The following is a 13180-nucleotide window of genomic DNA, read 5'->3' as shown; positions in this document are numbered from 1 at the left end:
CGCCGTGCCACGGCCGGCGCCCGCATCTTGCTTATGCAGCAAGGAGTGATGCTGTCAGAGCAGGAGGAGGCTATGGTGGCGGCATGCACCGGCACGCACACACCCCGACAGACCTCGATCCCGCCCACGGGCCCCGGCACGAGGGCGATCTGGCGCGGCTGCTGGACCTCGACGCCGCCATGTCCGCCGCCGCCTGGGAGGAGGTGACGGCGTGGGCCGCGCAGCACCTGCGGGGCGATCCGGCGCGGATCGTCGACCTCGGCACGGGGACGGGCACCGTCGCTATCGCCCTCGCCCGTCGCTTCCCCGCCGCGGAGGTGGTGGCGGTCGACCGGTCCACCGCCATGCTCGATCGCCTGCGGGACGCGGCACGCCACCAGGGCCTCGAGGACCGGGTGCGGCCGGTCCAGGCCGACCTGGACACCGCCTGGCCCCGGACGGGCCTCGCGGACCTGGTGTGGGCCTCCTCGGTCCTGCACGAGGTCGCCCACCCGGAGGAGGTGCTGGCGAACGTCCGGGCGGCGCTGCGGCCCGGCGGGCTGCTGGTGGTCGTCGAGCTGGACGGTCTGCCGCGCGTCCTTCCCGACGACCTCGGGATCGGCCGCGCGGGTCTCGAGCAGCGGTGCCACCGGGTCCTGGCCGAGGCGGGGTGGAACGCCCATCCGGACTGGAGCCCCCTGCTGGAACGGACCGGGTTCTCCGTCCAGGGTCCGCACACCGTGACCACCGCGGCATCCCCGGAGGCCCCGGGCGTCGTGGCCTACGCCCAGGCCTGGCTCTCCCACCTGCGCCCGGCCCTCGAGGACCGGATGACCGCCGGGGACCTCGCGGTCCTGGACCGGCTCCTGGACTCCCAGGACCCCGAGGCCCTGCCGCACCGCCAGGACCTGCGCTTCCGGTCCGGGCGTACCGTCTGGGCGGCCCGGCGGTAGACACTGGACGCACGGCGCCCCGGACACCCGTGGTCCGGCTCGGCGCCGACGCCCGGGCCGGCGCCGTGCCGGACCCGGCAACCACCCACCCCAGGAGGCGCCGTGCGCGGGTCAGCGGTCATCATCGGGGCCGGCATCGCCGGCCTGGCCAGCGCCCGCGGCCTGCTCGCCGCGGGCTGGGACGTCCACGTGCTCGAGCGCTCGCCGGGCCTGCCCGGCACCGGCACGGCCCTGGGCCTGTGGCCCGCGGCGCTGGACGCCCTGGACCGCCTGGACGCGGGCGCCCCCGTCCGGGCCGCCTCCGTGGCGCAGCACGGCGCCCGCTTCCTGCGCCCGGACGGCACCGAGATCGCCCGGCTCGACCTCGAGCGCACGGTCCGGATGCTCCCGCGAACCGTGCTCCTGGCGGCCCTGGCGCAGGACCTGCCCGCGGACGCCGTCGCCTGGAACACCCCGGTGGACGACCACCGCGCCCTGCCGGCGGCCGATCTCGTCGTCGCCGCCGAGGGCATCCACAGCCCCACCCGCGCCGCCCTCTTCGGGGCGGCCCCGCGGCCGCTGGGCACGGTCGCCCTCCGCGGCACCGTGCCGGGGGCGTCGGACGGCACCACGGAGACCTGGGGGCCGGGGCGGCTCTTCGGCATCACCCCGCAGGACCCCGAGCACACCTACTGGTTCGCGAGCGTCCGCGCAGACCTCCTCAGCACCGACGCACTCGGTGCCGACGTGCCCGGTCCTGCGGCATCCGGAACCGGCGCGCCGGAGCTCCTCCGCCGGCTCTACGGGGACTGGCACCCCGCCGTGCGGCACGTCCTGGAGCTCCTCGAGGACACCGCGGTCGACCGCCGCACGCTCCTGGACGTGCCCCGGCTGCCCTCCTACGTGCAGGGGCGGACCGTGCTCCTCGGCGACGCCGCCCACGGCATGGCCCCGAACCTCGGCCGGGGCGCCGGCGAGGCGCTGATCGACGCCACCGTCCTCGTCGGCGCCCTCGCCGAGGCCGCCGACGTGCCCGGTGCCCTGCGCCGCTACGACGCCGTCCGCCGCCGCCCGACCACCCGCACGGTGCGCCTGGCCCGCCTCGCGAACCGGGTGAGCACCGCGCGGCACGGGACGGCCGTGCGCAACGCCGCCCTCGCCGCCGTGGCCACGGCAGCCGGCGCGGGCCGGGCCGTGCGGACGCGCGGGGGGTCGCGGACCGGGCAGTCCCCCGCGTCCGGGCCGCCCCCGGGGCCGCGCTGAGCACCGGCGGCCCGGCGTCGCGCCGCGCACCGGTAGCCCAGGGCCGCGCCGCGCACCGGTGGCCCGGGTGCTGCCGTCGAGGGTCAGTTGCTGACGGCCGGGGCGTCACGGATATAGGCGGTCTCCAGCACCTGGGCACTGGTGAACCGGGCGATGTCCGCCGCGGTGGCCGAGGACCCCGCCCCGTCCGGACCGAAGAACCCCACGTACTTCAGACCGCGGGCCGTCCCGGCGGTGGCGTGCAGGAACCGCACGACCGTCCAGTCCAGACCGGAGCCGGCCACCACCCGCAGCATCCCGGTCATCTGCCGGTAGGCGTGCGGGTCGAGGCGGCGGGCCAGGGCGCGGTGGATCCGGAGGTGGACGGTGGGCCGTTCCTTCGGGCACAGGGAGACCACCGGGGTGCCGTGGCCGATGTAGCGGCGGATCCCGTGGCGGTGCATGCCGGCCACGATCTGCGCGGTGCCCTCGACCAGGTCCGGACGGCGGGAACGGGGCCGCAGCCGGGGATCGACGGTGCTGATCACCGCCCCGGCACCCCGGAGCGCGGCGTCCACCGCGGCGGGGTCGGTGATCTCCCCGGTGACCACCTCCACCTCCTCGCCCCATGCGGCCGGCACCGGCGCGGTGCCGGGCACGAGGACGGCAACCTCGTAGCCGCGGAACAGGAGGTCCTCGACGAGCTCCTGGCCGATGGGACTCGTTGCCCCGAACACGGTGACCTTCATCTGTCCCCCAACTGGTCCCGGTGTGCGGATGATGACCCGTACCCTAGGTCAACGAGTTTTCACAAGAAACGCCCCGGGGTGCATGTGACGTCCCGGCCGGCGGCGGCTCCGGGCGGCGGGTAGCGGGGCCGTGCGGAGCTCCCGGTGCACGTCAGGGGGTCCCCACCAGCGCGGGGACCCCCTGGGTGGCAGGGGTCGCGGCCACGGAACCGCCTCGCGTCCGTAGGCCCTTGTGGGGACAGAGCCGCTGAATTGTGACTCGCGGGTAGCCAGTAGGCTGATGACAACACATCGACCTGAGCTCTGTGCCCTCCCCCCCCCAGGAAGCGAGACGACGATGACCACCCCCGAGATCCTGCAGGCCGTCCGGGAGCTGGTGCAGGCCGCGCCGCCCCCCGGGGTGCGGGTGGACCGGTTCGAGATCGTCGACGAGGTCGCCGAGCTCTCCCTGTCCTTCCAGGCCGAGGTGCTCGAGAACGTCCTCGCCTCCGAACTGGCCTCCACCGGCGGGCCCGCCGACTGGGACGATCCCCGGGCACCGATGGACGAGGGCTCCCCGACCTGGGCCTACGCCGGGGGGATCGCCGCCCTGCTGCACCACGGGTACTTCAACCAGACGATCCTCGCCCAGCACGAGTCCGCGCTGCAGCAGCTCCTGGCCGAGCACGGTCACGCCGGCACCCCCGTGACCGCCACCGCCACCTACACCGCGGCCGAGCTCATGCCGCACTACCGCCGGCTCAAGGCGGAGCACCTCGAGGGACTCAGCGCCCCGCAGGGCTGAGCGCCGTCACGGCGTGGCGGAGGACGAGGCCGCCCCGGCCCTCGGGTCGGCCGTCTGCGGGACCGCCGAGGGTGTGCCCATGACACCGGAGCCGACCATCGCCGACCCGACCCGGCCGGCGGGCTGACCGGCGGGGAGGCCGGGTTTCCGGCAGGAACGACCCGGAAGGCAGCTCCCGTGCCCGGCGCGCGGGACCGGTCAGCCCGTGGCGCCCTCGCGGGCGCGGTCCGTCCAGGGGCCGTCACCGAGCTTGGCGTAGGAGTCGGCGACGATCTGCTCGAGCACGTCCAGGTCCACCGCATCCAGGTCCTTGAGATAGATGCAGCCCACGCCCGTGGTGTGCGGGCCCAAGCGCGCCAGGTTCTCCCGGTGGGCGTCGACGCCGTCGTACACGTAGACCGTCGTCGCCGCCTTCCGGGCCGCGAAGCCGGCCGCGGGGGCGTCGCCCTCGTGCCCGCTGGCGTACCTGTAGTGGTACTGCCCGAAGCCCACGATGGTGCCCCACATCTCCGCCGGCTGCCCGGTGACCCGGGCGAACAGGGGGAGGAGGCGCTCGGCATCGGCCTGCCGCTTCCGGGGCGTGACGCCGGCGAGGTGTTCCTCGACGGGCTGACCTGTCTTCTCCACGGTGGGCTCCTCGGGGTCGCTGGGAGGACGATCGTCTCAGGGACCAGGGTCCTCGGCGCGTCCGACACGGCAGCCGTCAGCGGTACAGGGTGGCGCTGGGCGGCACCCCGTAGGCGGCGCGGTAGTGGGACGCGAAACGCCCGGAGTGGGCGAATCCCCACCGGGCGGCGATGCCGGCCACGGTCTCCCCGGCGGTGGGATCGGCGTGCAGGAGCTCGGCGTGGGCCCCGGCCAGCCGCGCCTGGGCCAGGTACTCGGTGGGGCTGAGCCGGTGCGGGTGGTTGGCGCGGAAGGCCTGGACCAAGGTGGGGGTGGGGGTGTTCGCCGCCCGGGCGGCGTCGTCGACGGTGATCGGCTGGTGGGCGTGGTCGTCGATGAACTGCTTGGCGATGCGGTAGCGGCGCGTCTGCGCGGCCATGGACAGCGTGCGCAGCTCCTGGTCCCCGACCAGGGGGAAGCACTCGAGCAGCGCCACGGCCAGGTGCCGGGTGAGGCCGGCGCGCACCAGCGGGGCGTCGAAGGCCCCGGAGTCCACGAGCTCCTGGGCCAGGCCGGTCAGGGAGGACCAGTACTGCCCCAGCCGGGGGGTGATCGGGCGGGCGGAGGAGAACGCCACCGGGGTGTTCTCGGTGCCGTAGACGGTCTCGGCGATGTCCTGCACCAGGTCCGTGGTGAGGTAGACGTTGCTGGCCCGCAGGGAGTCCACCACGAACAGGGTCGGGCTGGACGGGGTGATCAGCACCGGGGCGCCGATCCCGGTGCCGGACTCGGTACGGGTGGACCAGTCGCACCGGCCGGCGGTGCGCTGGACCACGCTGAACATCTCGGTGTCCCCCCAGGAGGAGTAGGAACCCTCCACCTCTACCCGGGCCAGGGACACGTCCTCGTCCCCGGTCCTCTCCTCCCGGTAGGACAGGCCGCGCTCGGAGGGCTGGAAGGAGAAGCGGGCCCCGATGGTGTCGAACAGCAGCATCACGGCCTCCGGGTCCTCGGCCGCCAGCTCGAGGTGGTAGGCCTCGCTCACCGGATCCACCCCCCTGGCCCGGGCCGCGCACCGGGGGCGGCGAGGACCGACCGGGTGTCCCGGCGGGGCAGGAGCGTGTGGATGGTCATGTCAGGACCCTCATCCTCGAGGTGCAACGGGGCACAGGTCGTGCTGGGTCCTATGATCCTCCCCGGCTCCGGCAACCACCAGCGGGTCCCGGTCGGTGAGACCGGGCCGTCTCCCGGGCTCCGGGCGATCCGGACCCGTCAGGGTCAGCAGGGCTTGAAGAACTTTCCGCCCGGCGCGTAGCACCGCGGGCCGGTGTAGCCGGGAATGTCCGCGTAGTACCCCGGAGGGGCCTGGTTGACGATGTTGGCGCCCGGGTTCGGAGCGGGCTTCGGGGCGGGCGCAGGCGCCGGCCTGGGGGCGGGCGCAGGGGCCGGAGCGGGCGCAGGGATCGGCGCGGGCGCAGGGATCGGTGCCGGCGCGGGGGCCTGGCGGGCGGCGTCGGCTGCCGCCTGCCGGGCCGCTTCGGCCTGCCGGTCGGCCTCCGCCTGGCGTGCTGCCTCGGCCTGTCGGCGCTCCTCGTCGGCCGCCGCGCGCTCTGCGGCTTCCGCCTCCGCCGCGCGGCGCTGCTCGGCGGCGCGCTCCTGGAGGGCGGCGACGTCCTGGCGGACTCCGGCGATCCCGCGCTTCAGCGACGGCAGCCCCACCAGGTGGCGGACGTGCGGGTGGGCGTCGCCGTCGATCGCGTCGAGGGCCGCCAGGAAGGCGACGGCGGCCGCGACCTCACCGGCCGGGTCGGCGAGGTCCGCCGGCGCGGCGTCGGCGAGCGCGCTCGCGGCCTGCCGCACCTGCGCCGGGACGGTGCAGCCGTGGGCGGGGTCGAGCAGGCCGGCCTGCTGCTGCTCGGCCTCGGCGAAGGCCTCCTCCACCGGCGGCAGGAACCGGTCGTTGGGCGCCATGTAGAGCGGCGTGCCCAGGCCCTGGCGGGCGATCTCGGCGTTGACCAGGGTGCCGTCCTGCAGGAACACCCCGGCCAGGGTGCGGTCGTAGGAGTCGGTGCGCTCCTGGTCGTACTCCAGGCCCACCACGGTGCCCGGCGGCAGGAGCTCCTCCAGCAGGGCGGTGGCCTCGGGGCCGAGGCACTCGACGATCTCGTCCGGGTCCTTGGTCTCCGGGGTGTCGATGTTGAGCAGCCGCACGCGGACCACCTCGCCGTCCCGCTGGACGTCGACGGTGTCGCCGTCGATCACCCGCTCCACCACGGCGCGCTCGCCGCGCAGCTCCGGGGCGGCGGACGTTGCGGTCGAGGAGGTGTTCGACGACGACGGCGTTGCGTCGCTGGAGGCCGCCGATCCGCCGCAGCCGGTCAGGAGCAGGAGGACGAGGGCGGAGGCGCCCAGGCGGAGGGAAACCGGGGGAGGCGTCACGGGGGGTCCTGTCAGGAAGTCGTCAGTTCCCCTTCAGTCTACGAATGCAGATGCAATCACCTGGGAAGTTGATGTCCCCAGTTCGGGGGCGGGCCCTTCGCGTGGAGCGGGGGCGAGCTGACCGGCCCCGGCGCAGGGTGAAGCAGCTGTACGCGGACAAGGGCGACGGCTCCCCGAGGTGTCGGTGCTGTCTGCGCCGGCGTGCATCAAGGTCCGCATCAAACTGCGCCGACTCACTGGGGTGACATCACGAGACCCGGCCTCAGTGCGCAATGCTGCCGGTGCCATCCTTGCGGTCCGATGAGGCTGGTGCCGCGGAGCCGGTGACATCGTGGTCGGAGCCGGTGAGGGTCGCGGCACCGCAGCGCTTGAGGACGACCACGGCGATGGCCCAGGGCAGCACCCCGTAGGCGACCTGGGCGGTGAAACTGCCGGAGGAGAGCACCAGGTAGGACTGCACGGTGTTGGCCCACCCGTGCAGGACGATGATCCAGAACAGGCTGCCGGTGTTGTTGTGGATCCAGGTCAGCACGATCGTCCAGCCCACGATCCCGACGGTCAGTCCCAGCAGCACGGCCACGACCATCGGAACGCTCAGCTGCCCCCGCAGGTACGGGCCCAGCAGATTGGCCGGCAGGTGCCACAGCCCCCACAGCACACCGAGGATCCAGCTGGCGCGTTCGGCCGTGTGCCGGCGCTGCAGCCGCGGCAGGGCGTAGCCGCGCCAGCCCAGCTCCTCGGCCAGACCGGTGAACACCAGCATGTACAGCAGCAACGGCACCGACCACGCCAACGGCACCAGCGGATCGAATCGATACGGGGCGAAACCGCCGAGCACCCACCCGACCAGCAGGCTTCCCGCACACAGCCCCACAGGCATCAGCAGGACGAGCAGAATCCACCGGGCGGGCACGCCGACCTTGAGCGACCGCTGCGCCAGGTCCCTCAGACCTGCCCGGCCGTGGAACAGTCCCGTGACGATCACCCCGGCCAGACTGGGGCCGAACGAGAAGAGAGCCAGCAGCAGGACCACAGCGAACCCGGAGTCCAGCTCGCCACGGGCCAGCGACATCAGATGGTGCAGGTTGGCCTCGTTGCTCAGGAAATGCCCGCGACCGTGCGCATAGATGATCGCCGGGATCTGCACGGACCAGGTGATCGCGAACGCCAGGACGAAGAACAACGGCAACTGCCACGCAGACTCGGAGTGTGCTCGCACCGCCCTCACCTCCGGTCATCCGTCGGGGCGAGCGCGTCGCGCTGCCCGCGAATCCATCGGCAGCAGAACGCACCGCCATTTTAGGGCCGCTCTGAGACCTCTCGCCGAGGCTTGAAGGATATGACGATCCTGTGCGGATTCCGGAAGGGCTCACTGAGCAGTCGTGAGACCAGGTCTCAGTACAGGTAGTCCGGGGCCCGCCCGAGTTCGAAGAACTCCTCCAGGGTGTCGATGTCGGATGTGCTTCCGGCGACGGCTCCCGCCTTGATCTTCTTCGCCAGGTCGGTCCCGACGTAGCGCAGGTGCCAGGGCTCGTACTTGTAACTGGTGGTGCCCTGCTCGCCCTGGGGGTAGCGGATGATGAACCCGTATTTCCAGGCATGCTCGGCCACCCAGGCCCCCACCGGAGTGCCCTCGAAGCAGTCCTGCAGCGCGCACGCCCCCGAGGCGTTGCCCACGTCCATGGCCAGGCCGGTCTGGTGCTCACTGTGTCCGGGCCGGGCGGCGATGGTGTCGGCGGTCTCCTGCCCGTACTGCTGCACGTAGCTGTCGTAGAGGCTGGCCTGGTGGTCGTAGGAGCGGTACCCGCTGACGGCCACGATGTTCACCCGCTGCGCCTTGGCGTCCTTGACCATCTGCTGGTACGCCTGCGCGGCGTCGGCGCGCAGCTGTTCGGTCTTGATCCGGGTCAGGGGCTGCGGCACGTGGGTGACCGGGTTCAGCGGACGGTGCTTGTTCACCACCACCGTCGGGCTCTTCGGATCGTCGATCTCGTAGCCCTTCACCATGACGGCCGCTGCCGGCGAAGGAACCACGAGTCCCGCCAGCAGGCTCAGCGCCGCCGCCCCACCGAGAAGTCCGCCCAGTCTCTGCTTCATGTGCACGCCCCCACGTGTTCGGAAAAGATCAGCGTCAGCCTAGCCCCAGCCCCTTCAACACGTGTGCTGTGTGACACCAATACCGCGAACGGATCGTCGACGACCGCGCCCACGACTCTTCCTGCCGGGCCGGTTTCGTAATACGATTCATGGTGTGGAGATCCACCGATCCGCCCGCAAGCACGGCATCGGCGACGCCGACATCGCCCACGCCGCGGGCAGTTCCTTGGTCGCCTACCGGATCGACGACGACGCCCCTGTGCGGGAACTTCGGCTCGGGTTCGACACCCACGGTCGGTTGCTCGAAATCGTCGTCCTGCTTCTCGACAGCGGCGATGAACTCGTCATCCACGCCATGAAAGCCAGACCCCAGTACTTCGACCTGTTGCCATGAGGAGGAGAGCTATGACCAGCACACCGCGGACCTCCAAGGGCCGCCCTGTCACCGAGAACCAGATCGAACGCCTCGCTCGGGAGGCGGAGGCCGGATACGATCCGGCGGAGCTCCGGCGATCCGGCGGACGCAGGCCGATCGGCTCCGCCGCGGCCCGAGTTGTTCCCGTCCGCCTGGACCCCGAGCTGGACGCCGCCCTGAAGCAGCGGGCGCAGGCCGACAACACCACTGCCAGCGAGGTCATCCGCGACGCCCTCCACGCCTGGCTCAAGAGCACCTGACAGGGCTGCTCCACACCGGCCCCGTCCAAGCGATGGCGGCGTTCAGAAGTGCAGCACGGAAGGCGCGACGGCGCGCCCCAAGGCCTCGGGGGACCTCGCGTTCTCGGGGGCAGGCCGTCATCTCCCGTTCGTCCGGACCAGCCCCGGCCGCCCGGACCTAGAATGGAGACCCGCAACGGACTTTTCCGGAGGAGCGTGCGTGATGGCTTTCGTGCAGCTGATCGAATACACCACCTCGAGGCCGGAGGAGGTGGCCGGGGTCCTCGCGGAGTGGCAGCGGTCCTCCCAGGGGAAACGCACGGCTCGCCGCGTCGTGTCGGCGAAGGACCGCAACGATCCGAAGCGCTTCGTCGAGATCGTCTTCTTCGACTCCTACGAGTCCGCCATGGAGAACTCGCAGCTCCCGGAGACCCAGGAGTACGCCCGGAAGCTGACCGAGCTCATGGACGGGGAGCCCGTGTTCCGGGACCTCGACGTCGTGGAGGACCGCGAGCTCTAGGACCCGGCCGCGGGAGGTCTTCGCGGAGGTGACCGTGACCGCCGACCACGAGATGCACTCCTACCTGGAAGCACACCTGCCCGGGATGCTGGACGGGCTCAAGGAGTGGGTGCGGATCCCCTCGGTGGCCGCGGCCCCGGAGCACGAGCACGACCTGCTGCGCTCGGCGCACTGGCTGGCCGGGGCGCTGCGCGACACCGGCTTCCCCGTCACGGAGATCTGGCCGGGTACCTACGGCCCGGCCGTCCACGCCGCCTGGTGCGCGGCCCCCGGTGCGCCCACGGTGCTGGTCTACAGCCACCACGACGTGCGGGCGGTCAAGGAGGAGAACTGGGACCAGACGTCCCCCTTCGACCCGGTGGCCCGGGACGGGCGCCTCTACGGCCGGGGTGCCTCGGACGCCAAGGGCCAGGTCCTCGCTCACCTGTGGGGCGTCCGGGCGCACCTGGCCGCCACCGGGCGAGAGGCGCCGGCCGTGAACCTGAAGTTCCTGGTCGAGGGCGAGGAGGAGGCCGGGTCCCCCGGCCTGGCCCAGCTGATCCAGGACCACCCGGAGGAGCTGGCCGCGGACGTGGTGATCTTCTCCGACACGCTGCTGTGGCGGGCCGATCACCCGGGACTGTGCACCGGGGTGCGCGGGATGCTCAGCGCGCACCTGGAGATCCACGGGCCCTTCACCGACATCCACAGCGGGGCCGTGTCCGGGGTCGCCCCCAACCCCGCCCTGGAGATGGCCCGGGTCCTCGCCCAGCTCTACGACGAGGACGGCCGGATCACCCTGCCCGGCTTCTACGACCGCGTCCCGGAGATCCCCGACGCCCGGCGGGCGGAGCTGGCCGCGCTGCCCTTCGACGAGGGGGACTGGCTGGCCCGCACCCACACGCGCAGCATCGGCGGGGAAGCCGGCTACACCGTGCTGGAGCGGCTGTGGGAACGCCCGGCCCTGGAGGTCATCGCCCTGATCGCCGGCGACCCCACGGAGGTCTCGAGGGCGGTGATCCCCTCGATGGCGGCGATGGACCTGAGCATCCGCACGGTGGTCGGGCAGAAGGTGCAGGAGGTGGCCGAGCAGCTGCGCACCTGGGTGGCCGAGCGGGTCGGGGACGGCTACGAGTACGAGCTGACCGTGTCGACGACGACCTCCCAGGAGGCCTACCGCACCCCGGACCACCCCGTGGTGGAGGCCCTGGGCCGGGCCATGGCCTCCGGCTTCGGAGTGGACGAAGTGGGGCGGATGGGCAACGCCGGGGGCGGGCCGGCCGACCTGCTCGCCACCGCGCTGGAGGCACCGGTGGTGTTCTTCGGCACCGGGCTGCTCGAGGACAACTGGCACAACAGCGACGAGAGCGTCCGCACGGACCTGCTGCTGGCCGGGGCCGCCACACTCGCCCACCTGTGGGACGAGCTGGGCCGGACGTAGCCGGGGCCCGGGCGCAGGAGAGCCGGGGAGCGTGGTCCCTGTTGCGGACGCCTCCCCGGAGGCGCACAGTTCTGCTATGAGAACGACGACGCCGTTGTTCGTGCTGGCCGTGGTGATCGCGGCCCTGGCCCAGCTGGTGGCCGGGTACTTCTACATGGCCAGCGGCCTGATGGCACCGCTGTGGGCCATCGTGCTCCTGGGCGTGTGGTGGGTGCTCCTCACCTACGTCGGCGTGCGGTTGGTGCAGCGCCGGTCCTACCTGGTGCTCCTCGTCCCCGTCGTGGCCGGGGTGACCTGGTTCGCGGTCATGACGTTCGGGGAAGCGGTCCTCGGGTGGACGCCCTGAGGTCCCACGGCCGCCCCCATCTCAGGCTCGCGCCCGGGCGACCCGGTTGGTGAACCCGCCTCCCTGCGCCAACGCCTCGAGGTTCCCGCGCAGCAGGCCGGCGGCCCCGATGGGCCGGCCACCGGCCATGTGCGGGGTGATGGTGAGGTTGGGGGCCGTCCACAGAGGGGAGTCCGCGGGCAGGGGCTCCTGGGCGGTGACGTCGAGGGCCGCGCCGGCGATGGACCCGGTGCTAAGGGCCTCCACGAGAGCGTCCTCGTCCACGGTCGATCCCCGGCCCACGTTGACCACGAGGGCGTGCGGCGGAAGGGCGTCGAGGGTCTCGCGGTCCAGGGCGCGCTCCGTCGCGGGGTCGTGGGGCAGGACGAGGACGAGCACGTCCGTCCCGGGCAGGTGCTCGGGCAGCTGCTCCGGGGTGATGACCGGGTGCCCGCCCCGTTCGCCGGAACTCCGCGCGACCCCGGTGACCTGGCTGCCCAGAGCGGTGCACAGGTCGGCCAGGTGCTGCCCGATGGCGCCGAACCCCCAGATGAGGACGCGGGCGTCGAGGAGCGTGGTGACCCGGCCCTCGGGGTGCAGCGGCTGCAGGCCGCCCAGCTGCGGGTCCCACGTGCGCTCGCCCTGGCTCCGGGCCGCGGCGGGCAGCTGGCGGACCAGGTTCAGCAGGATCGCCAGGGCGTGCTCGGTCACGGGCCGGGTGTGCAGGCCGACACCGGAGCAGACGACCGCCTCGGCGCGGAACCCCGCCGCCAGCACGCTGTCCGGCCCGGCCGCCAGCGCCTGGACGAGCTTCACACGGGTAAGCCGTCGGGCCGTCTCCTGCAGGACGTCGCCGGGAGTGCCCCAGACGACGACGGCCTCCGCGTCGGCGTGCTCCGGCGGGACGGGCTCCGCTGCCGCGTAGCGGACGACCTCGTGGCCGGTCAGGTCGCCGGAGTCGATGTCGGTGGTGTCGGGAATCAGGATCTTCATCAGGTCATCGTCTCCTGCCCGGTCCGTCGCGTCGAGCAGCCCGCCGAGCGGCCGGACCTGTGGCCGGCCGCTCGTTCCGGGAAACGGTCGGGTTCGCCTGCACATCCGGCCTGGCGGGATGTCGGGCGATCTCAGCAGGTGCGGGCACCGCCGCGCGGGGCGGAGCCACCCAGGAAGATCAGGCTGCGCCGCAGCGTATGCGACCAGCCGTCCCACCCGAGGTCGCGCCACGGCACCCGCTCGTCCAGGGGCGCAGCCAGGCGCCCGATCACCATGTACACCGACAGCACAGCGGCTGTGGCTGTCAGCAGAAACAGGAACGCGATCATGATGAGCTCCTTGCTCGTCGTGGGCCGGCCGATCCGGCTCACTCTCACGCTGACAAGCCTGGTCGCTCGGCACTCTCCCCACGAGTGGCAGAAATGACTGTCTTCGATCAT

16 protein-coding genes are annotated in these 13180 nt (G+C 72.8%); 8 read left to right on the top strand and 8 right to left on the bottom strand.

Annotation, left to right across the window (positions count from 1 at the left end):
• Positions 1-83: 83 nt before the first annotated feature.
• Positions 84-932, top strand: a complete 849-nt coding sequence (locus tag QYM41_RS13470) for a class I SAM-dependent methyltransferase (protein ID WP_368800283.1) — start codon at positions 84-86, stop codon at positions 930-932.
• Positions 933-1034: 102 nt separating this feature from the next.
• Positions 1035-2174, top strand: a complete 1140-nt coding sequence (locus QYM41_RS13465; RefSeq protein WP_368800282.1) for an FAD-dependent oxidoreductase — start codon at positions 1035-1037, stop codon at positions 2172-2174.
• Positions 2175-2257: 83 nt separating this feature from the next.
• On the opposite strand, the gene QYM41_RS13460 is transcribed toward QYM41_RS13465, so the two are convergent.
• Positions 2258-2902, bottom strand: coding sequence for an NAD(P)-dependent oxidoreductase (locus QYM41_RS13460; RefSeq protein ID WP_368800281.1), 645 nt, complete (start codon positions 2900-2902; stop codon positions 2258-2260).
• A 337-nt stretch (positions 2903-3239) separates the two neighbouring features.
• Between QYM41_RS13460 and QYM41_RS13455 the strand changes: the two genes are divergently transcribed.
• Complete coding sequence (locus QYM41_RS13455; protein ID WP_368800280.1) at positions 3240-3686, top strand: hypothetical protein; 447 nt, start codon at positions 3240-3242, stop codon at positions 3684-3686.
• 198 nt (positions 3687-3884) lie between these two features.
• Here the strand turns inward: QYM41_RS13455 and QYM41_RS13450 are convergent, their stop codons facing one another.
• The 5 genes from QYM41_RS13450 to QYM41_RS13430 all read right to left on the bottom strand — a co-directional run bounded on the left by QYM41_RS13450 (position 3885) and on the right by QYM41_RS13430 (position 8828).
• Positions 3885-4313, bottom strand: coding sequence for a DUF1801 domain-containing protein (locus tag QYM41_RS13450; RefSeq protein WP_368800279.1), 429 nt, complete (start codon positions 4311-4313; stop codon positions 3885-3887).
• Between the two features lie 76 nt (positions 4314-4389).
• Entirely contained in the window at positions 4390-5337 is a 948-nt protein-coding gene (locus tag QYM41_RS13445; RefSeq protein WP_368800278.1) for a helix-turn-helix domain-containing protein, read from the bottom strand.
• Between the two features lie 233 nt (positions 5338-5570).
• Entirely contained in the window at positions 5571-6731 is a 1161-nt protein-coding gene (locus QYM41_RS13440; RefSeq protein ID WP_368800277.1) for a thermonuclease family protein, read from the bottom strand.
• Positions 6732-6993: 262 nt separating this feature from the next.
• Positions 6994-7950: a CPBP family intramembrane glutamic endopeptidase gene (locus QYM41_RS13435; protein WP_368800276.1), complete on the bottom strand. Its 957-nt coding sequence runs from the start codon at positions 7948-7950 to the stop codon at positions 6994-6996.
• Positions 7951-8126: 176 nt separating this feature from the next.
• Positions 8127-8828 carry a M15 family metallopeptidase gene (locus QYM41_RS13430; RefSeq protein WP_368800275.1) on the bottom strand — a complete coding sequence of 234 codons (702 nt, stop codon included), beginning with the start codon at positions 8826-8828 and terminating at the stop codon, positions 8127-8129.
• Between the two features lie 154 nt (positions 8829-8982).
• On the opposite strand from QYM41_RS13430, the gene QYM41_RS13425 reads away from it, so the two are divergent.
• From QYM41_RS13425 to QYM41_RS13405, 5 genes are all read left to right on the top strand, one after another.
• Positions 8983-9222 (top strand): toxin, encoded by a 240-nt coding sequence (locus QYM41_RS13425; protein WP_368800274.1) that lies wholly within the window; start codon positions 8983-8985, stop codon positions 9220-9222.
• 11 nt (positions 9223-9233) lie between these two features.
• Positions 9234-9503 carry a ribbon-helix-helix domain-containing protein gene (locus tag QYM41_RS13420; RefSeq protein ID WP_368800273.1) on the top strand — a complete coding sequence of 90 codons (270 nt, stop codon included), beginning with the start codon at positions 9234-9236 and terminating at the stop codon, positions 9501-9503.
• A gap of 202 nt (positions 9504-9705) precedes the next feature.
• Positions 9706-10002 (top strand): hypothetical protein, encoded by a 297-nt coding sequence (locus tag QYM41_RS13415; RefSeq protein WP_368800272.1) that lies wholly within the window; start codon positions 9706-9708, stop codon positions 10000-10002.
• A 34-nt stretch (positions 10003-10036) separates the two neighbouring features.
• Positions 10037-11422 carry a M20/M25/M40 family metallo-hydrolase gene (locus QYM41_RS13410; protein ID WP_368800271.1) on the top strand — a complete coding sequence of 462 codons (1386 nt, stop codon included), beginning with the start codon at positions 10037-10039 and terminating at the stop codon, positions 11420-11422.
• A gap of 76 nt (positions 11423-11498) precedes the next feature.
• Positions 11499-11768 carry a hypothetical protein gene (locus QYM41_RS13405; RefSeq protein ID WP_368800270.1) on the top strand — a complete coding sequence of 90 codons (270 nt, stop codon included), beginning with the start codon at positions 11499-11501 and terminating at the stop codon, positions 11766-11768.
• Positions 11769-11789: 21 nt separating this feature from the next.
• Here QYM41_RS13405 and QYM41_RS13400 read toward each other — a convergent pair whose 3' ends face one another.
• On the bottom strand, positions 11790-12740 hold the full coding sequence (locus QYM41_RS13400; protein ID WP_368800269.1) for an NAD(P)-dependent oxidoreductase: 951 nt from the start codon (positions 12738-12740) through the stop codon (positions 11790-11792).
• Between the two features lie 131 nt (positions 12741-12871).
• Positions 12872-13069 carry a hypothetical protein gene (locus QYM41_RS13395; RefSeq protein ID WP_368800268.1) on the bottom strand — a complete coding sequence of 66 codons (198 nt, stop codon included), beginning with the start codon at positions 13067-13069 and terminating at the stop codon, positions 12872-12874.
• Positions 13070-13180 lie beyond the last annotated feature (111 nt).

Source organism: Kocuria oxytropis (genome assembly GCF_040981195.1).
Taxonomy (GTDB): domain Bacteria; phylum Actinomycetota; class Actinomycetes; order Actinomycetales; family Micrococcaceae; genus Kocuria; species Kocuria oxytropis.
Note: the sequence above shows the minus strand (reverse complement) of the source record. Positions and strands in the feature narration are given on the sequence as shown.

What these genes read in the sequence shown, in the direction of transcription:
- QYM41_RS13415 (WP_368800272.1), top strand. Translation starts at nt 9,706, where the DNA reads ATGGCTTTCGTGCAGCTGATCGAATACACCACCTCGAGGCCGGAGGAG.
- QYM41_RS13455 (WP_368800280.1), top strand. Translation starts at nt 3,240, where the DNA reads ATGACCACCCCCGAGATCCTGCAGGCCGTCCGGGAGCTGGTGCAGGCC.
- QYM41_RS13405 (WP_368800270.1), top strand. Translation starts at nt 11,499, where the DNA reads ATGAGAACGACGACGCCGTTGTTCGTGCTGGCCGTGGTGATCGCGGCC.
- QYM41_RS13430 (WP_368800275.1), bottom strand. Translation starts at nt 8,828, where the DNA reads ATGAAGCAGAGACTGGGCGGACTTCTCGGTGGGGCGGCGGCGCTGAGC.
- QYM41_RS13470 (WP_368800283.1), top strand. Translation starts at nt 84, where the DNA reads ATGCACCGGCACGCACACACCCCGACAGACCTCGATCCCGCCCACGGG.
- QYM41_RS13420 (WP_368800273.1), top strand. Translation starts at nt 9,234, where the DNA reads ATGACCAGCACACCGCGGACCTCCAAGGGCCGCCCTGTCACCGAGAAC.
- QYM41_RS13460 (WP_368800281.1), bottom strand. Translation starts at nt 2,902, where the DNA reads ATGAAGGTCACCGTGTTCGGGGCAACGAGTCCCATCGGCCAGGAGCTC.
- QYM41_RS13400 (WP_368800269.1), bottom strand. Translation starts at nt 12,740, where the DNA reads ATGAAGATCCTGATTCCCGACACCACCGACATCGACTCCGGCGACCTG.
- QYM41_RS13395 (WP_368800268.1), bottom strand. Translation starts at nt 13,069, where the DNA reads ATGATCGCGTTCCTGTTTCTGCTGACAGCCACAGCCGCTGTGCTGTCG.